Here is a 22,075-nt window from a genome sequence, read left to right on the forward strand (position 1 = left end):
GTAATCCTCCTAACCCTCTCTTACGCTTCTTGCCCAACTGTTTCATCTTCAATTCCTAGCTCTTGTTTGATCCAGTCATATCCTTCAGCTTCTAAGCGTTGTGCCAATTCTGCTCCACCGGATTTTACAACACGGCCTTGCATCATCACATGCACATGGTCTGGAGTGATATAGTTTAAAAGTCGTTGATAATGTGTAATAACTAAGCAGCCAAAATCTTCGCCGCGCATTTGATTGATTCCCTTTGATACTACCTTCAAGGCATCGATATCTAGTCCGGAGTCAATTTCATCTAAGATTGCAATTTTCGGTTCTAACATCATTAATTGCAGGATTTCGTTACGTTTTTTCTCACCGCCGGAGAAGCCTTCGTTTAAATAGCGTTGTGCCATATCAAGGTCCATTTCAAGGTATTCCATTTGCTTATCCATTTTGCGGATGAATTTCATTAATGAAATTTCATTCCCTTCACCAAGACGGCTATTAAGTGCTGAACGTAAAAAATCGGCATTGGTAACGCCGTTAATTTCACTAGGGTATTGCATTGCAAGGAATAGACCAGCTCGTGCACGCTCATCTACTTCCATATCCAGGACATTTTGTCCATCTAAAGTGATTGTTCCGCTTGTCACTTCATATTTTGGATGACCCATAATTGCAGAAGATAAAGTGGATTTACCCGTACCGTTTGGACCCATGATTGCGTGGATTTCTCCACCCTTTATTTCAAGGTTCACACCTTTTAAAATTTCTTTCCCATCAATTGCTACATGTAAATCTTTGATCGTTAAAGTTGATCCAGCCATATCTATACCTCCGAAAAGAAAGTGTTGTTTCTTGTAGATTGAGTTATTCTATAACTCTATTCTCATTTTATTCTCATTCCAATCTTATAACAAATGAAATGTATTAGCAACTCTTAAACAGTAAAAACAGTCCATCTATTTTCATTAAGCTTGTACCAAATGAGAATGAAAAGAGGATTTAGAGTGTTTTGAATGATAATTCAGTATATTATTATTAATGGAAATGACACTCGATTAAAATCATACCTCATTTTTTTAGCATTTCCAAGCGAATTCAGGTCTATTGTTCTCTCTATTTTTACCCATCGTCATTGTTTAAATGTATGCCATCTTTAGACACAACTACAGAGAAAAAGCCAGTGTTTCTACACTGACTTTCTTCCTAATTTATAACCTTATTCAGAAACTGGTACAACGGCACCTTTGTATTTTTCAAGAATGAAGTCTTGGATTTCTTTAGAATGAAGGACTTCGACAAGTGTTTTGATAGTTTCTTTGTCTTTGTCCTCAGAACGAACGACAACAAGGTTTGCCGGAACAACATCACTGCCTTCAAATGCAATTCCATATTTTCCGATGTCAATACCGCCTTCTAATGCGTAGTTCGTATTAATGACAACCGCATCACCTTCACCGCTTTCGAAAGAAGATGCTAATAATTTTGCTTCAATTAAAGTTGAGAAATCAAGATTCTTTGGATTTTCGACAATATCCTCTACTCTCGCATTCGCGCCAACGCCTTTTTTAAGCTTAATTAAACCTTCTTTTTCAAAAATAGGTAAAATACGTCCATGGTCACTTAGTGAATCACTCATAATAATTTTTGCACCTTTTGGAAGGTCTTTTAAACTTTTATATTTTTTAGAATAAATTCCGATTGGTTCCTTATGAATTTCCCCAACACTCACAAAATCAAAATCCTTATTTTCTTTCATTTGCAGGTCTAAATACCCTGGTGTTTGAAAATAATTAGCGTCGAGTTCTTTATCCCTTAACGCTACGTTTGGTAGGATATAATCTTGAAAAACTTTTACTTCTAGATCAATGCCTTTTTTCTTTAATAAAGGTTTTGCCGCTTCTAGCACTTCTGCATGCGGTACAGCAGATGCACCAACGACTAATTTCTTGTTACCATCATTTCCTTCTTTTTCCCCTGTATCGTTTTTAGCACCAGCGCACGCTGTTAAGGCAAATGCTAATAGCGAAATTACAATCAAACTAAATACCTTTTTCATTAATTAACCCCTCCTGTTATCGTTTATCTGTTTTCTTTGTAAAATAATCTCCAATAAATTGGATAATAAAAACTAAAATTAATATCGCAATCGTTGCAACTAAGGTGACAATCGGTCGATTACGCTGAAAACCTTCAAGGTAAGCAAAATGTCCAAGTCCGCCAGCCCCAATGACTCCGGCCATTGCTGTAAAGCTGACTAGAGAAATGGCTGTGACTGTAATCCCTGAAATTAATGCCGGCAAAGATTCCGGTATTAATACTTTAAAAATGATATGAACATGTGTTGCTCCCATCGATTGCGATGCCTCAATAACACCTTTATCGATTTCCCTAAGGGCTATTTCTACCATTCGTGCATAAAAAGGAGCTGCTCCAATAATTAGGGCTGGTAGTGCCGCATTCGCACCGAGCATAGTCCCAAGCAATAATTTTGTAAAAGGAATTAATAAAACAATTAAGATAATAAAGGGGATTGATCTGAAAATATTAACAAATCCAGCAATAATAACATTAACAGCTCGATTAGCCCAGATATTACCTTTATCTGTTAAAAACAACAACAGACCAAGAAATAATCCTAAAATAAAGGTTGCAAACACTGAAATGGAAGTCATATAAATCGTTTCACGTGTTGCTTCTAATAATTGTTCCCAATTTACCATTTCCATAAGGTTAGCCATTACTGATCACCTCCACGCCTACTTGCTGTGAGTGAATATAATCGATGGCTTTCTGTATTTCACTAGATTGCCCATCCAAGTGGATAAATAATGTTCCGTATGATCCAGTTTGCGTGTGGGAAATTTTCCCCTGTAGAATATTTACGATAACATCAAAGTCTCGGATGATGTTTGTGATTAATGGTTGTTCTGTTGTTTCCCCTACAAATGAAAGTTGAACCACTTTTCCATGCGGATAGCGTTCAAGTAAATGTTCAATCGTTTCCTTCGTTTCTTCCGGTTCCGTCACCTGCTGCACAAAACGCTTTGTAATTGGCTGTTCTGGATTTTTAAATACATCTAAAACCGGACCAATCTCTACAACCCTACCGTTTTCCATGACGGCAACCCGGTGACAAATTTTACGAATGACATGCATTTCATGTGTAATGAGGACAATGGTTAACCCTAGTCGTTTATTAATATCGACTAACAACTCCAAAATGGAATCTGTGGTTTGTGGGTCAAGGGCCGAGGTTGCTTCATCACAAAGCAGCACTTTTGGATTGTTAGCGAGTGCCCTGGCAATCCCTACCCGTTGCTTTTGCCCACCGCTTAATTGGGATGGGTAGGCATTTTCTCTTCCTTCAAGGCCTACTAGTTTAATTAGTTCGTCCACTCTTTTTTTCCTTTGTGAACCATTTACACCTGCAATTTCAAGTGGAAACGCAATATTTTCACTTACCGTCCTAGACCATAGCAAGTTAAAATGCTGGAAGATCATGCTGATTTCCTGGCGTGCTTTTCGAAGCTCACTGCCTTTGATTTTCGAAATAACGCGGCCAGCTACCGTTACAGTTCCGTCTGATGGCAGCTCTAATCCATTTAACATTCGGATTAAGGTACTTTTACCAGCACCACTGTATCCAATCACTCCGAATATTTCTCCCTCTTGTATTTCCAGGTTGACATCATCGACGGCTCTTAGCTGACCTTGTTTAGAAGGGAATATCTTCTGGACATTTTTAATTGATATCATTGAATCACCTGCTTCTATCCAATTTACTTAACATTCTGAAAGATTTGTATTGTAATATACCGCTTAATAATATAGGGTTTGACTTTTTCAACAAAAAGATTCTGTTTTAACAAAATAAAAGCCTTTCTGCGCAGGCAGAAAGGCATCATTAAAAATAATCCTTTCTCCCATCTCCCAAAGCAATCGCTTTGTGTGAATTGGCACCATTTCAATAATAAATATTGACGGTTGCCGGGCTTCATCGGGCACATCCCTCCACCTCTCTTGATAAGAGCATCAAGTATCCTATATTCAATTAAAACGTTAATTTGTTTAAGTAATTATATTACGAAAGTTATCGTATCATGGATAAAAAGGGGTGTCAATGAAAATAACTTCATATTCGGAAAAATAAGTTTTGGTAACTTTTATGCATTTACCTTGAATGAGATTACACCAGTAGCAGCCAAAATAGCTGATTCGAGATCTTCGATTAAATCCTCAACATTCTCGATACCGATTGAAAGGCGAATCAAATCCTCTGTTACACCTGCAGCTTTCAGGCCATCAGCATCTAATTGCTGATGGGTGGTGCTTGCTGGGTGAATAATTAAACTTTTTGCATCGCCAACGTTTGCAACATGCGCCCATAGAGTAATCGAATCGATTAATTTGGCTCCTGCTTCTTTACCGCCTTTAATCCCGAAAACAACCATGGAACCTGCACCTTTTGGCAAGTACTTTTTGGCTAATTCATAATCTGGGTGTGATGGGTGTCCTGGATAAGATACCCATTCCACAGCAGGGTGATTGGATAAATATTCCACCACTTCTTTTGTATTAGCCACATGCTCCTTCATGCGAACATGCAGTGTTTCAAGACCAAGGATAAACTGGAAGGAATTTTGCGGACTTAATGCCGGTCCTAAGTCACGCAGCAATTGGACACGGGCTTTGATAATAAAGGCGATAGCACCTAAGGCTTCGGCATAAACCAGGTCATGGTAGCTGGCATCTGGCGTTGTAAAACCAGGGAATCGCGGCGAATTCCAATCGAACTTCCCACCATCGACTATAACTCCACCTGTAGTTGTTCCATTTCCTAAGAGCCATTTGGTGGCAGAATGAACCACAATATCGGCACCATATTCAATTGGCCGGCACAGGTATGGAGTGGCAAAGGTGTTATCAATAATTAATGGAACACCTGCGGCATGGGCAATATTGGCAACTTTTTCAATATCAAGTACACGAAGGCTTGGGTTACCAATCGTTTCAGCGAAAACAGCCTTTGTTTTGTCGGTAATGGCCGCACGGAAGTTTTCCGGATTTTCAGGATCAACAAATTTCACTTTAATCCCGTATTTTGGAAGAGTCACTGCAAAAAGATTATATGTTCCGCCATAGAGATTTGATGCCGATACGATTTCATCGCCAGCTTCAGCAATATTTAAAATGGCGAGGGTAATCGCTGCCATACCGCTAGCAACTGCTAGGGCACCAACGCCGCCTTCCAATAATGCTACTCTTTCTTCAAAAACAGTAGTAGTAGGGTTGTGAATGCGTGTGTATATGTAACCAGGTTCCGCTAAGCTAAATAGGTTTGCCGCATGCTCTGTATTCTTAAATTGATAGGCGTTGTTTTGATAAATCGGAACGGCACGAGCCCCCGTTACCGGATCCGGAGACAATCCACCATGAACACTCAATGTTTCAAAACGATACTTCTTTTGATTTTCACCCATACTACTTCCTCCTTTTTTGCAATTCAACAAACAAAACCCCCGCTTCAAAGAAGAGGGGGTCTCTCTCCTCATCTCTCAGAGCATCACCGCTCTGCTGGATTTAGCACCGTGTGATTGTGTTATAAACCGGTTGCCGGGCTTCATAGGGTCAGTCCCTCCGCCACTCTCGATAAGAATGTTTATTGAATTGTCTTTATTATTTGATTATTCACCTAAAACTTTACAGTAAGTTCAATTCCGAGTCAATAGCTCTGATTAGAAATTTGTAATTTTTGAAAAATTTTCCTGTGCCTTTGTCAAATAGAAGATGGATTCTAGCAATAATGTGGTACGAATTGGAGCGGAAATACTTAATTGGCCGTTCTGTTCAAGGGCCCTTAACCGTTCCTTCCCTTCAAGTAGTTGTTTCATTGCCTTAAGGTCACCGCGGATTTCGGATATTGTTCGTGTCTCTTCACTATCATGAAGTATGAAAATTTCTCCATTCTTTATGATAATCTGAAAAGTATTTTGTTCACAAACCAAATTCACTCGCAAATCGATATGTTCTAGTAACGGCAGAACATGCCTTTGCTGTTTGATTGCTAATTGAAAGTTTTTCAGCATCTCTATCATAATCCACCACACTCCGGTCTGCTCTCTTATATTAAATATACAGGAGCGGAGCATGAAATCCTCTTTAAAGTGGTCGACAATTATCAACCTTTTGGAGGGGATTTACGGAGATTTCCTGAGAAATATGTCGGTTGGAGAGATTTTTTTGAAAAGTGTTGAAATTTATTCATACATAACATCAAGGTTGTCGGCAGCATTTTGTAAAATGAAGTTAGATTCGAAATCGAAGGGATGTGGATTATGAGTTTTAAAGACCGTATTGAAGCAGATGAAATTAAAATTTTAAGATTTCTAAACTCGCGAATGAAATTAGCTGAAAAGGATAAAATTCGCTTTCGTAACCTTGTGAAAGGATTTGAAGGTGAAGTTATGTTTGACTCATTGACAGAGAAGCTTCAGTGTCCAAGTTATATTCTAAACGACCTGTTACTGGAAACTAGTAATGGTAAATTCCAACTTGATACAGTGATGATTACTCAAGACCCGCTCTATCTTTTTGAAGTAAAAAATTATGAAGGTGACTTTTATTTTGAAGGTGACCGATTCTATGCTCTACCCAAAAAGGAATACAAAAATCCCCTGCACCAACTACAACGAAGCGAATCCCTACTCCGCCAGCTGTTAGAAAGCCTTGGGTATCGAATCCCTATTGAGGCTTATGTAGTTTTTATCAACCCCCATTTCACCTGTTATAAAGCTCCACTTAATGAACCCATTATCTACCCAAATCAGCTCCCTCGCTTTATGCACAATTTAAATAGGAGACCGTCAACATTAAATGGGATGCACAAAAAGCTAGCTGACCAACTGGTTTCGATGCATCAAATTGAATTACCTTATGATAGGTTACCTCCATATGACTATGGCAAATTAAAAAAAGGTAACATTTGTCGGGTCTGCCTCTCATTGAAGACTACTGTTGTAAATAATAAACTTGTGTGTGAGGATTGCGGTTGTCACGAAGTGATTGATCATGCCGTTTTACGTGTTGTGGAGGAAATTAAGCTGCTTTTTCCTAAAATAAAAATCACTACAAATCTAGTTCATGAATGGGGTAAGGTGGTTGAGTCTAAAAAAACAATTAGAAGGATTTTAAAACAAAATTATAGTGTTGAGGGTAAGAAGGAATTTGGTTTCATTAGTTTACATGACCAAAGACATTTTTAACACAAGTGACACGCTTCACAGTGACCGTTGCTGATCTTTTTTCACCTCGACGGGCACTCTGCACTCTTCACAGTGACCCTAGCTAATCTTTTTTCACCTCGACGGGCACTCTGCACTTTTCACAGTGACCGTTGCTGATCTTTTTTCACCTCGATGGGCATTCTGCACTCTTCACAGTGACCGTTGCTGATCTTTTTTCACCTCGATGGGTACTCTGCACTCTTCACAGTGACCGTTGCTGATCTTTTTTCACCTCGATGGGCACTCTGCACTCTTCACAGTGATCGTTTATGGGTTAAAAGAAATTAAAAGCAGATGCACTTTGCGCATCTGCTTAGGATAAATGTTGTTTTATTTTTTCAAGCAAAAATGGAACTGATTGAAAAGCGTAGAGGGTTTCTTTTATCTTGCCGGCTTGAACAAATAATAGGCAAGGGACACTTTCAATTGCAAAATCCCTAGCAAGGTCTGGGTAGAAATTTAAATTCATTTTTCCCATATCTAACTCTACTAGTTGCTCAATGACCTGCAGCATTTTTGAAGCTACCTGACAGGTACCGCACATGGGTGTATAAAAATAGACTAACCCGGTCGCCTTTTTTTCAAGAAAGGCAGATAAATCTGTTCGATTCCATTCGTTCATATATCTTTTAACCCATTTCTAAAAATTCAGTATGAACATCGATATTCGCCCCTATTAGAACGGTTGCCAAATGGTGCACTGGCGCAGTTGCCACCTCACGATACATCCGGTCAATATACAAATGTTCCGCTTGTGGAAATTCTCGTTTTAACTGTTTGCGAAGCTTTTCACCTGAGGAGTCGGCATCCACAAGAATATAGACATCCTTATCCTCAAGAAATTCAATTAGTTCATCTAATTTTGTGATACTGATCGTGCCATTGGTACAAATAATTTCTACTGGTTCCTTAACAATTCTTTTGACCTTATTTTTATCTGATTTTCCTTCGACAATAAGAACTTTGTCAACATACGAATCATTCATCATCCATCACCTGTATTAGAAGTTGTTTATGTTAACATATTCTAAAATATTGATTACGTGTGTATTCTTCTGCCTATGTTAACTTTATCATTATTGTCATTTTAAAAATAGGGATTTGCCTCAGAATTCACGTGAAATTTACCTAGTTAACACCATCCTCCATCATCACAATCTGTATATTTTGCATTTGGGTTTTCTGTTGTTGTGACATGTTGATAGATTTTTTGTTGATCCACTTCAAAATGATGCTCTAATTCTACTTGCATGTGATCTGAAAGCTTCATTTTTCCAATCGGTGTATTATCAAGAAACAGTTCCATTTCCCCATTATTCATTTTGCCAATCACTCGATCGGTAACATCGACTCTTTGCTGCTTTAACGTCATACTCCCACCCTCTTCAATATATTTATTATAAGGTTCCCTAAAATAGTAGAAGAAAAAGTGGGAAATTAAGAGAAAAAGCACCTTGACAAGGTGCTTTTTCGTGATTAATTAGCCTTCTTTAGTCATTTCTTCATATTGTTCAGCCGTCATGAGCTTATCTAGTTCACTGCTGTCTGATAATTCAATGACAATCATCCATGCTTTTTCATAAGGAGATTCGTTGACAAACTCAGGGCTATCACTTAAATCTTCATTTACTTCAACGACTTTACCACTAACTGGAGCGTAAAGCTCAGAAACAGTTTTTACAGATTCAACACTTCCAAATGGTTCGTCCGCAGATAACTCATCGCCAACTTCTGGAAGTTCAACGAAAACGATATCTCCTAATTCATGTTGTGCAAAAGCAGTAATCCCCACACGCACTTTTTCCCCTTCAACCTTTACCCATTCATGTTCTTCTGAATACCGTAATTCTTTTGGTGTACTCATCTTAAAAAACCTCCATTGTTTTTTTTTAAATCTATCATCGAAATAAATCGATTCCCATTAGTAATGAAGGAAGAGCAGGCTTACTGCCACATTTTTTCATACTCTTCTTCTTTAAAGCCCACGGTGACACGTTCACCATCTGTTAAAATCGGCCGTTTAATTAACATGCCATCGGAAGCCAGTAATTCTAGCAGTTCTTCATCTGTTGCAGACTTCATTTTATCCTTTATCCCTAATTCACGATATTTCATACCGCTTGTGTTAAAGAATTTCTTTAATTCCAGTCCGCTTTTTTGATAAAATTCCTGCAATTCCTCACGACTTGGAGGATGTTCAACAATATGTACTTCTTCATAGGAAAGCTGATGGGCATCCAGCCATTTCTTCGCGTTTCGACAAGTGCCGCATTTCGGATACCAGTAAAACGTCAGAGACATCAAGTTCACCGCCTTTTCCTATTAAATATCAATGACTTGTTAGAGTCAATTGAATATTATCATAACGTTTTTCAAAATCCTAATGCAAAAAATATGTTCTACTTAAAAAAATTCGACTAATTTTTCAAAATTCCTTCCTTTTCTAATATAAAAATTTAAGCCCCCTTCCTAATAGAAAGGGAGCCTGATTTAATTAAACTAGATAGCGTTCGGCTTTAATAATGACATCCGCAGCTTCACGTTTTTTCGCAATGACATTAATTGGAGTATGACGTGTAAATTTACGAAGCGAGGACAACATCATACGCAGGGTATCGCCTTGTTCAACAGCCACTAATGTTTCTTTGGCAATCGCCTCAAGCTCATTGAAGGCTTCTTGGCAGTAAATTTGCGTATAAAGAAGTTTCTGCTTGTTCTTATCTAAACCAGTTTTTGCAATTGCTTTTTCAGTACGTAACACAACGGATTCCATTGCATACACGTTAGAAACAAGATCCGCGATATTTGCTAAAACTTCCTGCTCTTTTTCAAGTGCTTTGCCATATTTTTGCGTAGCTAAACCAGCTGCTAAAAGGGCAATCTTTTTTGCATTTCTTACAAGATATTTTTCCTGTGCAAGTGGCTCATCACCAGGTTCTTCTGGTGTTAACATCATTAATTCCTCTTGAAGGGCCACTGCCTTTTGAAATAATGGAAGCTCACCCTTGAACGCTTTTTTCAATAAGGTGCCTGGCACTAGAAGGCGGTTAATTTCATTTGTTCCTTCAAAAATACGCTGAATACGTGCATCACGATACGCTCTTTCAATTGGATACTCCTGCATAAATCCGTATCCACCATGAATTTGTACACCTTCATCTGTTACATAGGCTAATACTTCACTTGCAAAGAATTTATTCAATGAACACTCAATCGCATATTCAGCAATTGAATTTGCCACTAATTTAATATCCTTTTCTTCTTCAGTTGAAAGTTTGCCTTGGTTTTCTTCGTACAGACCTATGGTACGGTAAACAGAGCTTTCTGCCGCGTAAATCTTAGAGGCAAGGGTTCCGAATTTTTCTTTTGTTAAATTGAATTGTGAAATTGGTGTTTTAAATTGTTGACGCCCATTTGCATATTTAACAGTTAATTCAAAGGCCTTCTTGGAACCACCCACACTGCCAACTGCAAGCTTATAACGCCCGATATTTAAGATGTTAAAGGCAATCACATGCCCTTTACCAATTTCACCTAATAAATTTTCGACAGGAACGGGAACATCTTCTAAAATAAGCGTCCGAGTGGAGGAACTCTTAATTCCCATTTTCTTCTCCTCTGCACCAGTTGAAACACCAGCGAAATCCCGGTCAACAATGAATGCAGTGAATTGCTCGCCATCAATTTTTGCATATACAACAAATACATCAGCAAAACCGGCATTGGTAATCCATTGCTTTTCCCCGTTTAGAATATAATGAGTACCTGCAGCATTTAATTTAGCCGTTGTTCTGGCACCAAGGGCATCAGAACCAGAACCTGGTTCAGTTAAGGCATAGGCGGCAAGTTTTTCACCTGATGCAAGGGCAGGTAAATATCTGCGTTTTTGGTCCTCATTCCCGAACAACACGATTGGCAGGGAACCAATTCCCACGTGAGCCCCGTGAGAAAGAGAGAAACCACCGCCTCCAGCCATTTTTTCGGTAAGTAGCGATGAGGTAATCTTATCTAGGGCTAAGCCTTCATATTCCTCCGGTACGTCAACGGCTAACAGACCCAGTTCACCGGCTTTTTTAAGGAGCATCACCGTCCGGTCAAACTCATGGTTTTCTAAATGTTCAAGCTGAGGAACTACTTCTTTTTCAACAAAATCTTCTGCTGTTTTCGCAATCATCAAATGCTCTTCAGTAAAATCCTCCGGTGTAAATAGTTGCTCGTAAGAAATATCTTCAATTAAAAAGCTTCCGCCTTTAATGATTTTTTCTGTTTGGTTTGCCATTATTTATTCCTCCTAATCTTTGATTAATGGGGGCAACTAGCCGCCACCTTGTAAAAGGTATATGTTCAAGAATGCTTGGGACAGCCCCAAATGAATTAAAGTAATTCAAATACGCCCGCTGCACCCATTCCACCGCCGATACACATCGTTACAACACCAAATTGTTCGTTGCGGCGTTTTAATTCGTGAATTAGTGAGAGCGTTAATTTTGCTCCCGTACATCCAAGCGGATGCCCTAGGGCTATGGCGCCGCCATTTACGTTGACGATTTCATCGTTTAGACCTAGTTCACGAATAACTTGTAGGGATTGTGAAGCAAAGGCTTCATTCAATTCAAATAAGTTAATATCCGATAACTCTAGGCCCGCAAGTTTGACAGCCTTTGGAATCGCAACAACCGGTCCCACACCCATAATTTCAGGTGGAACACCGCCAACAGCAAAGGATCTGAATTTTGCCAATGGCTTCAGGCCAAGTGCCTCTGCCTTTTCACGGTCCATGACAAGCAATGCCGCCGCCCCGTCACTTGTTTGTGAGGCATTACCAGCCGTAACGGTGCCTGACACTGAAAAGGCCGGGCGGAGTTTACCTAATGTCTGCAAATTTGTATCTGGGCGAACGCCTTCATCCTGCGAAAATTGAATTGTTTTTTCAACAAGCTTATTGTCATTACCCACCGTCCGGATTGTTACATCGACAGGAACAATTTCATCGACGAATTTCCCTTCGGCAATTGCTTTTGCGGCACGCTGATGGCTTCTTACCGCGAAAGCATCTTGATCATCACGGGAAATTCCATATCTCATCGCCACTTGCTCGGCCGTGTGACCCATTCCCATATAATATTGCGGAGCCGTTTCAGCTAGTTTGATATTTGGACGGACAACATGCCCCATCATTGGGATCATGCTCATCGATTCTGCTCCGCCCGCGATAGCTGTATCGGTATGGCCAAGCATGATTCCCTGTGCGGCATAAGCAATTGCCTGCAATCCTGAAGAACAGAAACGATTGATTGTGATCGCAGGAACGGTATATGGAAGACCTGCTAATGCCCCAATATTGCGAGCCATATTGTTGCCTTGTTCGGCTTCAGGCATCGCACAGCCAATGATTAAATCATCAATATTTCCTTCATAATTTCCAGCACGCCTTAATGTTTCCTTTACCACCAATGCGCCCAAATCATCAGGGCGAACATGGGCAAGCGTCCCTTTCTTCGCTTTACCTACCGGGGTCCTTGCTCCAGCAACGATTACCGCTTCTCTCATGTAAGTTCCCTCACTTTCTTTCAAATTAGAAAAATACAAATCTTTTATATTGAGGTCTATCTCCTCGTTCAAAACGATCTAAACGAAACCTTTTGTAAGAGGGGTCTTACCCCTTATTTAAAAAATTAGTTTCTTAATGGTTTACCCTTCACAAGCATATGCTGCATGCGCTGCTGTGATTTTGGTTCCGAAATAAGGCTTAAGAAAGCTTCTCTTTCAAGATCCAATAAATATTGCTCATCTACTTCTGTCCCGAATGGTACTTTTCCGCCAGCAATCACATAGGCAATCTTCTTGGCAATTTTCAGATCATGCTCTGAAATATACCCAGATAAACGCATCGCTTCGGCACCAAGTAACAGGGTCGCATAGCCAGTTTCACCAACGACCGGCACCTTTCTGCGTACTTTTGGCTTATAGCCTTGTTCGTGTAAGGCTAACACGGCTTGCTTCGCATCATAAAGCAGATGATCGTTATTAAAGCTGATTCCATCAGAAGAATCCAAGAAATTATTTTCACGTGCTTCTTCAGCGGATGTGGAAACTTTTGCAGTGGCAATCGTTTCAAACACTTTATTAGCGACATTCTGCAGGTCAAAAGGTACACCATTTGGAAGGTTTTCTAAGTGCTTCATATAAAGCTCTTTGTTTCCGCCGCCGCCTGGAAGTAAGCCGACACCGACTTCAACAAGACCCATATACGTTTCGGCTGAAGCTTGAATGTGCGCAGCCGGCAGGCACACCTCAGCACCGCCGCCAAGTGTCATTCCAAACGGGGCAGCGACGACTGGCTTAGGACTGTATTTCACTTTCAGCAAGGCACTATGAAGGTTACGGACAATCATATCCAACTCATAAATATTGTCATCCTGCACTTCCATGAGCATCATCGCTAGGTTCGCTCCGACACAGAAGTTCTTTCCTTGGTTGCCGATGACTAGCCCCTTATAGTTCTTCTCAACTTCTTCCACGGCATAGTTAATCATTTGAACAATATCAAGACCAATGGCATTGTTAGGTGAATGGAACTCTAATAGAGCTACGCCATCACCGATATCAATCAGACTTGCCCCGCTATTCTTTTTAATAACACCTTTTTGTTTCTTAATCTTTTTCAGGTCGAGTGCCTTTGGATTAAGTTCAACCAATCGATATTGGCCGTTATCATAGAAGAACAACTCGCCATTTTCTTCTAAATAGAAAGATGAATGTCCTTTTTCTAACATTTCCGTTACCCAGGCTGGAACTTCAAGACCGGCTTCCTTCATTTTTTGAACGGATTTTTCTACACCAATCGCATCCCATGTTTCGAATGGCCCTGTTTCCCAGCCAAAGCCCCATTTCATTGCACGGTCGATGGAAACGATATCGTCAGCAATCTCGCCTAATAGCTGAGCGGAGTATACAAGCGACTGTGCCATTGTATTCCATAAGAATTGTCCGGCCCGATCATTGGCATATACAAGCGCTTTCAATTTATTCGCTGTGCCTTTTTCCTGCTTGCTAAGTTCAACCGCAGGTGTCGATAGTTTTTTACGTGGACCATACTCCAACGAGCTTGGATCCAATTCAAGAATTTCTTTCCCCTTTTTCAAAAAGAAGCCTTGACCCGATTTGCTTCCAAGCCAGCCTTTTTCAACCATTCCCTTTATAAAGGGAGGGATTTCGAAAACTTCCTTTTCTTTGCCTTCGACTTTTTCATAGACGTTATTAGCCACATGATAGAAGGTGTCCAATCCAACGACGTCTAGTGTTCGGAAGGTTGCACTCTTTGCCCGGCCAATGAGTGGCCCGGTGATGGAGTCTACTTCGCCGACACTTAACCCCGCCTTCAACATTTCCTGAACAGTTACGAGCAGTCCGTAAGTCCCGATCCGGTTAGCGATAAAGTTGGGTGTATCCTTGGCGACAACCACACCTTTTCCTAAGACATCCTCACCAAAAGTTTTCATGAATGAAAGTACTTCTGGAGCCGTATATTGAGTAGGAATGACTTCAAGCAATTTCAGGTAACGCGGCGGGTTAAAGAAGTGCGTGCCAAGGAAATGCTTTTGGAAATCTTCGGAACGGCCTTCGACCATCGCTTCTACAGAAATTCCAGAGGTATTGGAACTGATAATGCTGCCAGGTTTGCGGTATTGTTCGACTTTTTCAAATACCTGTTTCTTGACGTTGAGGTTTTCAACAACCACCTCAATGACCCAGTCCACATCTTTCAGTTTGACTAAATCATCCTCAAGGTTACCTGCTTCAATCAGGGCCAAATTCTTTTTCACCGCGAGTGGGGCAGGTTTTTGCTTCAATAATTTTTGAATGGACGCGGTACTGATGCGGTTACGTACTTGTTTATCCGCTAAAGTCAGTCCTTTTGCTTCTTCTTCTTTCGTTACTTCACATGGCACAATATCCAATAATAGTGTAGGAATACCGATATTCGCTAGGTGGGCAGCAATTCCTGACCCCATGACTCCGGACCCTAGGACAGCTGCTTTTTTAATTAATTGGTTCAACATTGTCTCCCCCTTCAAACTTTGAATGAATACTCATTCATTTTTTTGCCAAAAAAAATTCACATATGAATGAGTCTTATTATTACTTACTATAGAATATTTTGAAAATTTGTGCAATCCATAAACGTGGAATTTTATAATTTTTTTTAAAATAAATTTTTAAATAATTGGCTATAAAAGGGCACCCTAATATCCGAGGTGATAACAATGGCGAAAATGAAGAAGGAACCTTCCAAAGCAGGCGTTAGTGCTGCAAGTGTGAAGGGCAATGGCGGGCCAGGCGGCGAAGAGGCTCACGTTGACAAAAAAAACAGCCAAAACAATCAATTTAAACGAGGATGAAGAAAACAGGCTGAGCACGTCAGCCTGTTTCTCTTTTTGTATAAAAATTCCTGTTTGAGAGACCATAAAGTCGTAAAGATTACACGAATTAGGAGGGTTAATATGCAGCAACAAAATATGAATATGCCTAACATGAACATGCAAAATCAACAAACGAGGATGCCAGAACCTCCCGGAGTTGTATCAACAAAAGATGCCCTTTATTTAACAGATATGATGTCTTGGAACTTGCTCTCTGCTAAAAAAGCACACTTTTTTGCCGGGCAGTGTCAGGACCCTGAATTAAAAGCGGAAGCAGAAAAAGTGGGACAAATGCACCAGCGCCACTACCAACAACTGCTAGGTCACCTAGGCCAGCACGCCAACCAACAGCAGCCACTCAATAATATGCAATAAAGAAAAGCGGAAGCGACCGTTTAGCGGCGTATGGACTGGAGCGCTCTGACTGAGATAAAGGAAACACGAAGAGCGTAAGCGATTCGATGTTGACTTATCGTAGGGAAGAGAGCGAAGTACACTAGCCGCTGGGAGCTGTAGCTAGACAATTAAAAAGGAGGATACTTTTCAATGAATCAAAACCAACAACAAAAGATTAAAAACCCTGAGACTCAGGTACCAAAAACGCCGCAAATGAACGAACGCGATTTCATCAATGATTTACTAACAACGGAAAAGTATATGACAAGTGCTTACAGTATTGCCCTGCATGAAGCAAGCCACGAAGGATTGTATCAGGACATTATGCAGGTTTTTACAGAAACTCAACAATGCCAGCGCAACCTTTATGACCTCATGTTTAAAAAGGGCTGGTATTCATTTGAAGCTGCTGATCAGCAAAAGCTGCAGCAGTCCTACCAACAGTTTCAAGGATACACGAATCAGTTACCAAGTGGCGGGACTATTCAATAATTGTAAAAACCGGAGGCATCACCGCCTCCGGTTTTTGTATGAATTTTAATTTTGAGAAGATGAGCGATGTTGTTCATTCATGACTTTTATTTCATTAATAATCTGTATCATTTCTTCCTTCGCATCCGGGTAGAGCCCATTCCAGTGCTTAGCCAGAGCAGGCATTGACTTGGCGATATGGGAATACAATGCCCATACCTTCACCTTCTCCTTCGTTTCATCAGTGGATTCTCCAACCAAAAGTTCACTATATTTTTCAAGCAAAGCTTCGAACTGCTTCACAAATGCTTTCTCCATCATGACACCTTCTGTCTTTAGTAATTTGGGTACATGGGCAAGTTTTGCAGCGTTTGCCTGCCGGCAGTTGATATGTAAAACAACAGGTCTTTCTTACTCTTACTTCTTCATCCCGTTCTTCCAAATATGTCTTTTTAGCAAAGTACTTTTGCAGTGGATTTAAGTTGTAGCGACCAAACAACGGCCCTTCGGCTTCTAAAATTAAGTAGCGAAAATCCTCTCCAACTTGATCATAATCTTTTAGTTCGGTTTCATAGAGCCAAAATAAGTAGACAGCGATATTTTCCCACAGGATCAACTTCGAAATTCCGATTGTTTTTTCCAGTTGTGAGATCAGTGGAAAAATGTTCTTCGCAAAAAGATCTTTCAAAACGCTGGCTCGCCATTCAGAACGGTCGTTGCCATCCCAGTCCTTAACTGTAACATCGTTAAATGAAATCGCCGGAAGCCAATCTTTCCCTCGAACAGCCGACTCCATTTTTATATTATCCAACGATACATTTAGCTTTTTATTCAAAGCAGTCATCGCATAAAGCGACACCACTACTAAAAAGGCATACCGTTTAATAAAAATGGAAGCAGCTACTTTTTCAGATGGAGCCTCAATGGCATCGGTTAAATTTTTCAAAAAATCCTTGAGGTACGATTCATCTAAGAGATCGGCAACATTGAATGAATGATCTAAGTTTGCCTTGAATCTGTATTTTTCCAATTGATTTTCCACCAATAATTTAACCATTCATTGCTACCGCCTTTTCGAGGATACATCTTCCCTTTCCATAAGGAATGCAGAGCGGTGTCCCAAATAGCGGGTCTATTGTTACCTCACAGTCCATGCCAAAAACATTTTTGACGAGGCTGCAATTAATGACATATTCCGGTTTTCCTTGGTCATATACCTTCTGATCCTTGATAGCCACGACATTATGGGCATAGCGGCAGGCCAGATTGAGATCGTGAAGTACCATGACAACGGTCCGCTTCTTCTTTTCATTTAGTTCAAACAGCAAATCAAGGATTTCGATTTGGTGGGTCATATCCAGGTAGGTAGTCGGTTCATCTAATAGAATGACATCAGTATCCTGAGCCAGTGTCATCGCAATCCAGGCACGCTGTCTCTGCCCTCCAGAAAGCGAATCAACCGTTCTTTCTTTTAGGTCTTCTAATCGAGTTGCCTTGAGGGCGTCATTGACCTTTTTCTCATCTTCCTCTGACCATTGTTTTAACCATGTTTGGTGTGGATAGCGGCCTTGCTTGACGAGCTGAAGGACGGTTAGCCCTTCAGGTGCTGCAGGCGATTGTGGTAAAATTGCCATCTTTTTCGCAATGTCCTTCGTCGACAGCTTGGCAATCGCTTTCCCTTCAAGCAAGACAGCGCCAGACTTTGGCTTCAAGAGACGAGCGATTGAACGAAGCAGAGTTGATTTTCCGCAGCCATTCCCGCCAATAAACACGGTAATTTCACCCTTTGGAATCTTCAAGTCTAATTCATCAATAATGAGAGTCTCCCCATAGGATAGTGATAAGTTCTTCGTTTCAATCGCATTCATCATCTGACAGCTCCTTTTCGACTTTTTGGTTTGCTTATTGTCTAGCTCCAGCGCCCAGCGACAAGTGTACTTCGCTAAACGGGGGCTTCCGCTTTTCTAGGCATTTCGTGTTTTAAAAAGTAAGTAAATAAAATACGGTGCTCCGATGCCTGCGGTAAACACACCGGCTGGGACTTCTAACGGTGAAAACATCGTTCTGCCAATTAAATCAGCGATCATGACAAGAATCCCGCCAATCAAAGCGCTCGCTGGAAGCAATGCTCCAAACGATGAACCCACTAACCTTCTCGCCATATGCGGTGCCATTAAGCCGACAAAGCCAATCCCCCCGGCAAAAGCAACCGATCCTCCAATCAAGGCGGTGCTGATCATTAATAAGAAAAACCGTTGTTTTTGAACCTTGCCGCCTAATCCAGTTGCAACCTCATCACCGAGCTCTTGGATATTAATCGTCCGTGCCACTGCCAAAGCAATTATCACGAAGACAACCGTCCACGGGACAAGGATGGCAACATTACTCCAATTGGAACCGTACACGGTTCCGGTAATCCATATATTAGCTTGGCTCGCCTGATAAATCGGGCCCATTACCATGGTTAAAGTAGTGATCGCTTGCATTAGCGTTGAGATCCCAATTCCAATCAACACAAGCCTGATCGGTGAAACACCATTTTTCCAAGCAAGAAAATACACTAAAAATCCTATTACTGTTGCACCTATAAAAGCTGCTAATGGCAGCCAGGCGATACTTACCGTTAATGAATGATTTTTATCACTAAAAATCGCTAAAAAACTTACAACGGCAGCCGCTGCTCCACCTGTAATCCCTAAAACATCTGGGGAAGCTAGCGGATTTCGGATCATTCCTTGTAAAATACCGCCTGCAATCGCTAGTGAAATACCAACCATTAAGGCGACAATAATTCTTGGGAGGCGAAAAGATGTAATAATAAGCTTTTCCATCTCAGGTCCGCCGCCGAATAACACTTTTATAACTGTAAAAGGATTAATCTTCATTTCACCGCTTCCCGTGCTAACCACAAAAACAAAGAATGCAACGACGAGAAGGATGGAAAAAGTTAATGATGCTTTTCGATCAACTAAAAAGGACATTTTGCCATTAAAAAGGCGGAAATTTTTATATTTACTCATCGTCCATTGAACCCCCTTCTTGCGATGTAAATGAAGAATGGAGTTCCAATGATGGCTGTCATGACACCAACAGGTACCTCAGACGGCATGAAAATGTATCTTGCGGCGATATCTGCCGCGATTAATAGGATCGCTCCTAATACGCCTGAAAATGGGATGACCCAACGATGATCAATCCCAACAATCGATCTAGTAATGTGTGGGACCACAATTCCCACAAAACCAATTGGACCTGCGACAGCTACAGAACCGCCCGCTAGTAAAATAACAATTATGCCTATGGCGATTTTGATAAGTCCTGTGTTTAAACCAAGCCCCTTGGCAACATCTTCCCCCATGGACAGGATATTCATTTTTCCAGCAATTAACACGGCACCAATCCAGCCTATACCAATATAAGGTAAAACTGATACCAGCGTCTCTAATTTTCGCCCCTGAACAGAGCCTGCAAGCCAAAACAATACCTGATCAAGCATGACCTCATCCAATACTAGTAATCCTTGAGTAAAGGAGGAAAACATCGCTGACATCGCAGCCCCTGCTAATGTTAGTTTCATTGGCGTTAAACCTTCACGGCCAAATGAACCAATGGCGTAAACACTTATCGCGGCAACGGCAGCTCCTAAGAAAGCAAGAACGCTAAACGCATTTAAACTATTTACAGAAAACACAGTCATCGCTACGACAACTGCAAATCCTCCACCGGCATTAATCCCAAATATTCCAGGTGATGCAAGCGGATTCTTTGTTAAGGTTTGCATGAGGACACCGGCAATTGCCAGGCTAGCCCCGACGGCTGAGGCGATTAACGCTCTAGGCAGCCTGACGGTTTGAATAATGATATGTTCATTGGATCCGTTATTATTTGTAAATGCATCAACTGCTGTATGCCAGCTGGTATCTGTATAACCATAAATGACACTGGCACACATGAATAACACCATCACCAAGATGGCAATTAGTAAACCAATCCATTTTAATGAGGTACTTTTTAAGAGCATATCATGGTAACCTTTCTAACTTCTTAATAGTTTTAATTAAGATTAAGTCTATCTCCAATTGATAATCATTGTCAATGACTTTGAAAATCATTTTCAATTATATCGTGTTCTGTTCACAAAAATGTAAATACTTTTGATAATCATTTTCAATTAAACCGTTGACATATCGGTACTACTCAATTTATGATTAAGTTGTCATTGAAAATGATTATCATTAACAATTAGCTAAGGAGGATACATAAACAATGAAGGCAATCAAGACAATACTTACTCTTTTTTCAGTTATGACCATTTTCTTATTAGCTGCTTGCGGCGGCGGTAATGAGGCAAAAACTGGTGAAAAGAAAAATGAAGCAAAAACTAATACAGAAAAATCTTATACGGTTGAGCATGCGATGGGATCAACCACAATTAAAGGTACGCCTAAAAAAGTCGTTATTCTCACAAATGAAGGAACAGAAGCTCTTCTGGCCTTAGGTGTAAAACCTGTAGGGGCTGTACAATCTTGGCTTGGAGATCCATGGTATGATCATATTAAAAAGGATATGGATGGCGTAGAGGTTGTTGGAGTTGAGGGTGAAGTAAACGTGGAGAAAATTGCCTCGTTAAAACCTGATTTGATTATTGGAAACAAGCTGCGTCAAGAAAAAGTGTATGACCAACTAAGTGCAATTGCTCCTACAGTTTTTTCCGAAACACTTAGAGGCGATTGGCAAGAAAACTTTAAATTATATGCAAAAGCTTTGAACCTTGAAGAAAAAGGGAACAAAGTCTTAGGTGATTTTGATCAACATGTAGCAGATTTAAAAGGAAAACTCGGCGATAAAGTAAATCAACAGGTTTCTGTTGTTCGTTTTATGGCTGGTAAATCTCGTATTTATTACACTGATTCTTTTTCTGGTGTTATTTTTGATAAATTAGGCTTCAAACGTGCTGCCCAGCAGGAAGCACTTTTCACTCCGGATAATAAGCTTGGTTTACTCGCTGTAGAGGTAGGCAAAGAAGTCATTCCTAAAATGGATGGAGACCTGCTTTTCTACTTCACCTATGCGCCACCAGGTGATAAAGCAGCCTTAGATACTGCAAAAGAATGGACAAACGATCCACTTTGGAAAAATTTAAATGCTGTGAAGAGTGGAAATGTTCATGAGGTAAGTGACGCAACTTGGAATACTGCGGGCGGTGTTCTGGCTGCAAATATTATGCTCGATGACCTTGAGAAAATCTTACTAAAGAAATAAGCAATTTTTATAAAAAAACCTCCCATTATATATATGAAAAGAGCGAGACTTGCCATGGCCTCGCTCTTTTTGTTTACTTTGAATATTTTTTCTGCTGGTTTGAACGGGGATTCCGCCAAACTAAACCGCAATTCCGCCGACTCCCCGATTTATTCCGCCAAGCCAGAATAGACACCCCATAAAATGCGGTATAGTTCTCTTATCCTGGCGGGATTCCGCTAACTTTTCTGGTTATTCCGCCAAACTTATCCGGAT

24 protein-coding genes and 2 riboswitches are annotated in these 22,075 nt (G+C 40.5%); of the genes, 5 read left to right on the top strand and 19 right to left on the bottom strand.

Features of this window, described 5'->3' with window-relative positions; translation table 11 throughout:
* Positions 1-20 precede the first annotated feature (20 nt).
* The 6 genes from sufC to CCK98_RS27500 all read right to left on the bottom strand — a co-directional run bounded on the left by sufC (position 21) and on the right by CCK98_RS27500 (position 6,080).
* Entirely contained in the window at positions 21-806 is a 786-nt protein-coding gene (gene sufC, locus CCK98_RS27475; protein WP_088089497.1) for a Fe-S cluster assembly ATPase SufC, read from the bottom strand.
* A 395-nt stretch (positions 807-1,201) separates the two neighbouring features.
* A complete protein-coding gene (locus CCK98_RS27480; RefSeq protein ID WP_088089498.1) occupies positions 1,202-2,041 on the bottom strand; it encodes a MetQ/NlpA family ABC transporter substrate-binding protein in 840 nt (279 codons plus the stop codon).
* A gap of 16 nt (positions 2,042-2,057) precedes the next feature.
* Positions 2,058-2,723 (bottom strand): methionine ABC transporter permease, encoded by a 666-nt coding sequence (locus tag CCK98_RS27485; RefSeq protein WP_088089499.1) that lies wholly within the window; start codon positions 2,721-2,723, stop codon positions 2,058-2,060.
* Positions 2,716-3,741 carry a methionine ABC transporter ATP-binding protein gene (locus CCK98_RS27490; RefSeq protein WP_088089500.1) on the bottom strand — a complete coding sequence of 342 codons (1,026 nt, stop codon included), beginning with the start codon at positions 3,739-3,741 and terminating at the stop codon, positions 2,716-2,718. Before CCK98_RS27490 ends, CCK98_RS27485 begins: the two co-directional genes overlap by 8 nt.
* 164 nt (positions 3,742-3,905) lie before the next feature.
* A riboswitch (SAM riboswitch) is annotated at positions 3,906-4,015 on the bottom strand.
* Positions 4,016-4,148: 133 nt separating this feature from the next.
* Positions 4,149-5,465 (bottom strand): O-acetylhomoserine aminocarboxypropyltransferase/cysteine synthase family protein, encoded by a 1,317-nt coding sequence (locus CCK98_RS27495; RefSeq protein ID WP_088089501.1) that lies wholly within the window; start codon positions 5,463-5,465, stop codon positions 4,149-4,151.
* A 65-nt stretch (positions 5,466-5,530) separates the two neighbouring features.
* Positions 5,531-5,641, bottom strand: a riboswitch (SAM riboswitch).
* 79 nt (positions 5,642-5,720) lie between these two features.
* The gene (locus tag CCK98_RS27500; RefSeq protein WP_179195944.1) at positions 5,721-6,080 is read right to left on the bottom strand and encodes an SCP2 sterol-binding domain-containing protein; all 360 of its coding nucleotides are present in this window, start codon (positions 6,078-6,080) and stop codon (positions 5,721-5,723) included.
* A 240-nt stretch (positions 6,081-6,320) separates the two neighbouring features.
* Between CCK98_RS27500 and CCK98_RS27510 the strand changes: the two genes are divergently transcribed.
* The gene (locus CCK98_RS27510) at positions 6,321-7,247 is read left to right on the top strand and encodes a nuclease-related domain-containing protein (protein WP_088089504.1); all 927 of its coding nucleotides are present in this window, start codon (positions 6,321-6,323) and stop codon (positions 7,245-7,247) included.
* A 334-nt stretch (positions 7,248-7,581) separates the two neighbouring features.
* Here CCK98_RS27510 and CCK98_RS27515 read toward each other — a convergent pair whose 3' ends face one another.
* The 8 genes from CCK98_RS27515 to CCK98_RS27550 all read right to left on the bottom strand — a co-directional run bounded on the left by CCK98_RS27515 (position 7,582) and on the right by CCK98_RS27550 (position 15,331).
* Positions 7,582-7,890 (bottom strand): thioredoxin family protein, encoded by a 309-nt coding sequence (locus tag CCK98_RS27515; RefSeq protein WP_088089505.1) that lies wholly within the window; start codon positions 7,888-7,890, stop codon positions 7,582-7,584.
* 7 nt (positions 7,891-7,897) lie between these two features.
* A complete protein-coding gene (locus CCK98_RS27520; RefSeq protein ID WP_088089506.1) occupies positions 7,898-8,254 on the bottom strand; it encodes a toprim domain-containing protein in 357 nt (118 codons plus the stop codon).
* Between the two features lie 146 nt (positions 8,255-8,400).
* Positions 8,401-8,640 carry a YusG family protein gene (locus CCK98_RS27525; RefSeq protein WP_088089507.1) on the bottom strand — a complete coding sequence of 80 codons (240 nt, stop codon included), beginning with the start codon at positions 8,638-8,640 and terminating at the stop codon, positions 8,401-8,403.
* Positions 8,641-8,748: 108 nt separating this feature from the next.
* Positions 8,749-9,132, bottom strand: coding sequence for a glycine cleavage system protein GcvH (gene gcvH / locus CCK98_RS27530; protein WP_088089508.1), 384 nt, complete (start codon positions 9,130-9,132; stop codon positions 8,749-8,751).
* 80 nt (positions 9,133-9,212) lie between these two features.
* On the bottom strand, positions 9,213-9,569 hold the full coding sequence (locus CCK98_RS27535; RefSeq protein ID WP_088089509.1) for an arsenate reductase family protein: 357 nt from the start codon (positions 9,567-9,569) through the stop codon (positions 9,213-9,215).
* A gap of 193 nt (positions 9,570-9,762) precedes the next feature.
* Positions 9,763-11,547: an acyl-CoA dehydrogenase family protein gene (locus CCK98_RS27540; RefSeq protein ID WP_088089510.1), complete on the bottom strand. Its 1,785-nt coding sequence runs from the start codon at positions 11,545-11,547 to the stop codon at positions 9,763-9,765.
* 95 nt (positions 11,548-11,642) lie between these two features.
* On the bottom strand, positions 11,643-12,818 hold the full coding sequence (locus CCK98_RS27545; protein WP_088090560.1) for an acetyl-CoA C-acetyltransferase: 1,176 nt from the start codon (positions 12,816-12,818) through the stop codon (positions 11,643-11,645).
* A 125-nt stretch (positions 12,819-12,943) separates the two neighbouring features.
* Positions 12,944-15,331: a 3-hydroxyacyl-CoA dehydrogenase/enoyl-CoA hydratase family protein gene (locus CCK98_RS27550; RefSeq protein ID WP_088089511.1), complete on the bottom strand. Its 2,388-nt coding sequence runs from the start codon at positions 15,329-15,331 to the stop codon at positions 12,944-12,946.
* A 204-nt stretch (positions 15,332-15,535) separates the two neighbouring features.
* Between CCK98_RS27550 and CCK98_RS27555 the strand changes: the two genes are divergently transcribed.
* From CCK98_RS27555 to CCK98_RS27565, 3 genes are all read left to right on the top strand, one after another.
* On the top strand, positions 15,536-15,670 hold the full coding sequence (locus CCK98_RS27555; protein WP_088089512.1) for a YuzL family protein: 135 nt from the start codon (positions 15,536-15,538) through the stop codon (positions 15,668-15,670).
* A 102-nt stretch (positions 15,671-15,772) separates the two neighbouring features.
* The gene (locus CCK98_RS27560; protein ID WP_088089513.1) at positions 15,773-16,066 is read left to right on the top strand and encodes a hypothetical protein; all 294 of its coding nucleotides are present in this window, start codon (positions 15,773-15,775) and stop codon (positions 16,064-16,066) included.
* 171 nt (positions 16,067-16,237) lie between these two features.
* Positions 16,238-16,579: a spore coat protein gene (locus CCK98_RS27565; protein ID WP_088089514.1), complete on the top strand. Its 342-nt coding sequence runs from the start codon at positions 16,238-16,240 to the stop codon at positions 16,577-16,579.
* A 45-nt stretch (positions 16,580-16,624) separates the two neighbouring features.
* Here CCK98_RS27565 and CCK98_RS27570 read toward each other — a convergent pair whose 3' ends face one another.
* From CCK98_RS27570 to CCK98_RS27590, 5 genes are all read right to left on the bottom strand, one after another.
* Complete coding sequence (locus CCK98_RS27570; RefSeq protein ID WP_088089515.1) at positions 16,625-16,876, bottom strand: YusU family protein; 252 nt, start codon at positions 16,874-16,876, stop codon at positions 16,625-16,627.
* Complete coding sequence (fhuF, locus tag CCK98_RS27575; RefSeq protein WP_088089516.1) at positions 16,836-17,615, bottom strand: siderophore-iron reductase FhuF; 780 nt, start codon at positions 17,613-17,615, stop codon at positions 16,836-16,838. The genes CCK98_RS27570 and fhuF overlap by 41 nt, the downstream gene beginning before the upstream one ends.
* Positions 17,608-18,426 (bottom strand): ABC transporter ATP-binding protein, encoded by an 819-nt coding sequence (locus CCK98_RS27580; protein ID WP_088090561.1) that lies wholly within the window; start codon positions 18,424-18,426, stop codon positions 17,608-17,610. The genes fhuF and CCK98_RS27580 overlap by 8 nt, the downstream gene beginning before the upstream one ends.
* A gap of 96 nt (positions 18,427-18,522) precedes the next feature.
* Positions 18,523-19,578: an iron ABC transporter permease gene (locus CCK98_RS27585; RefSeq protein WP_088089517.1), complete on the bottom strand. Its 1,056-nt coding sequence runs from the start codon at positions 19,576-19,578 to the stop codon at positions 18,523-18,525.
* Complete coding sequence (locus CCK98_RS27590) at positions 19,575-20,579, bottom strand: iron ABC transporter permease (RefSeq protein ID WP_088089518.1); 1,005 nt, start codon at positions 20,577-20,579, stop codon at positions 19,575-19,577. Before CCK98_RS27590 ends, CCK98_RS27585 begins: the two co-directional genes overlap by 4 nt.
* Positions 20,580-20,824: 245 nt before the next feature.
* Here CCK98_RS27590 and CCK98_RS27595 point away from each other — a divergent pair, with 245 nt between their 5' ends.
* Positions 20,825-21,820: an ABC transporter substrate-binding protein gene (locus CCK98_RS27595; RefSeq protein WP_088089519.1), complete on the top strand. Its 996-nt coding sequence runs from the start codon at positions 20,825-20,827 to the stop codon at positions 21,818-21,820.
* Positions 21,821-22,075 lie beyond the last annotated feature (255 nt).

The organism is Bacillus sp. OV166, from assembly GCF_900177675.1.
GTDB lineage: Bacteria > Bacillota > Bacilli > Bacillales > Cytobacillaceae > Neobacillus.

Excerpts from the sequence above, each read along its gene's own strand:
- sufC (WP_088089497.1), bottom strand. The coding sequence starts at position 806 with ATGGCTGGATCAACTTTAACGATCAAAGATTTACATGTAGCAATTGAT.
- CCK98_RS27480 (WP_088089498.1), bottom strand. The coding sequence starts at position 2,041 with ATGAAAAAGGTATTTAGTTTGATTGTAATTTCGCTATTAGCATTTGCC.
- CCK98_RS27485 (WP_088089499.1), bottom strand. The coding sequence starts at position 2,723 with ATGGCTAACCTTATGGAAATGGTAAATTGGGAACAATTATTAGAAGCA.
- CCK98_RS27490 (WP_088089500.1), bottom strand. The coding sequence starts at position 3,741 with ATGATATCAATTAAAAATGTCCAGAAGATATTCCCTTCTAAACAAGGT.
- CCK98_RS27495 (WP_088089501.1), bottom strand. The coding sequence starts at position 5,465 with ATGGGTGAAAATCAAAAGAAGTATCGTTTTGAAACATTGAGTGTTCAT.
- CCK98_RS27500 (WP_179195944.1), bottom strand. The coding sequence starts at position 6,080 with ATGATAGAGATGCTGAAAAACTTTCAATTAGCAATCAAACAGCAAAGG.
- CCK98_RS27510 (WP_088089504.1), top strand. The coding sequence starts at position 6,321 with ATGAGTTTTAAAGACCGTATTGAAGCAGATGAAATTAAAATTTTAAGA.
- CCK98_RS27515 (WP_088089505.1), bottom strand. The coding sequence starts at position 7,890 with ATGAACGAATGGAATCGAACAGATTTATCTGCCTTTCTTGAAAAAAAG.
- CCK98_RS27520 (WP_088089506.1), bottom strand. The coding sequence starts at position 8,254 with ATGAATGATTCGTATGTTGACAAAGTTCTTATTGTCGAAGGAAAATCA.
- CCK98_RS27525 (WP_088089507.1), bottom strand. The coding sequence starts at position 8,640 with ATGACGTTAAAGCAGCAAAGAGTCGATGTTACCGATCGAGTGATTGGC.
- gcvH (WP_088089508.1), bottom strand. The coding sequence starts at position 9,132 with ATGAGTACACCAAAAGAATTACGGTATTCAGAAGAACATGAATGGGTA.
- CCK98_RS27535 (WP_088089509.1), bottom strand. The coding sequence starts at position 9,569 with ATGTCTCTGACGTTTTACTGGTATCCGAAATGCGGCACTTGTCGAAAC.
- CCK98_RS27540 (WP_088089510.1), bottom strand. The coding sequence starts at position 11,547 with ATGGCAAACCAAACAGAAAAAATCATTAAAGGCGGAAGCTTTTTAATT.
- CCK98_RS27545 (WP_088090560.1), bottom strand. The coding sequence starts at position 12,818 with ATGAGAGAAGCGGTAATCGTTGCTGGAGCAAGGACCCCGGTAGGTAAA.
- CCK98_RS27550 (WP_088089511.1), bottom strand. The coding sequence starts at position 15,331 with ATGTTGAACCAATTAATTAAAAAAGCAGCTGTCCTAGGGTCCGGAGTC.
- CCK98_RS27555 (WP_088089512.1), top strand. The coding sequence starts at position 15,536 with ATGGCGAAAATGAAGAAGGAACCTTCCAAAGCAGGCGTTAGTGCTGCA.
- CCK98_RS27560 (WP_088089513.1), top strand. The coding sequence starts at position 15,773 with ATGCAGCAACAAAATATGAATATGCCTAACATGAACATGCAAAATCAA.
- CCK98_RS27565 (WP_088089514.1), top strand. The coding sequence starts at position 16,238 with ATGAATCAAAACCAACAACAAAAGATTAAAAACCCTGAGACTCAGGTA.
- CCK98_RS27570 (WP_088089515.1), bottom strand. The coding sequence starts at position 16,876 with ATGGAGAAAGCATTTGTGAAGCAGTTCGAAGCTTTGCTTGAAAAATAT.
- fhuF (WP_088089516.1), bottom strand. The coding sequence starts at position 17,615 with ATGGTTAAATTATTGGTGGAAAATCAATTGGAAAAATACAGATTCAAG.
- CCK98_RS27580 (WP_088090561.1), bottom strand. The coding sequence starts at position 18,426 with ATGAATGCGATTGAAACGAAGAACTTATCACTATCCTATGGGGAGACT.
- CCK98_RS27585 (WP_088089517.1), bottom strand. The coding sequence starts at position 19,578 with ATGAGTAAATATAAAAATTTCCGCCTTTTTAATGGCAAAATGTCCTTT.
- CCK98_RS27590 (WP_088089518.1), bottom strand. The coding sequence starts at position 20,579 with ATGCTCTTAAAAAGTACCTCATTAAAATGGATTGGTTTACTAATTGCC.
- CCK98_RS27595 (WP_088089519.1), top strand. The coding sequence starts at position 20,825 with ATGAAGGCAATCAAGACAATACTTACTCTTTTTTCAGTTATGACCATT.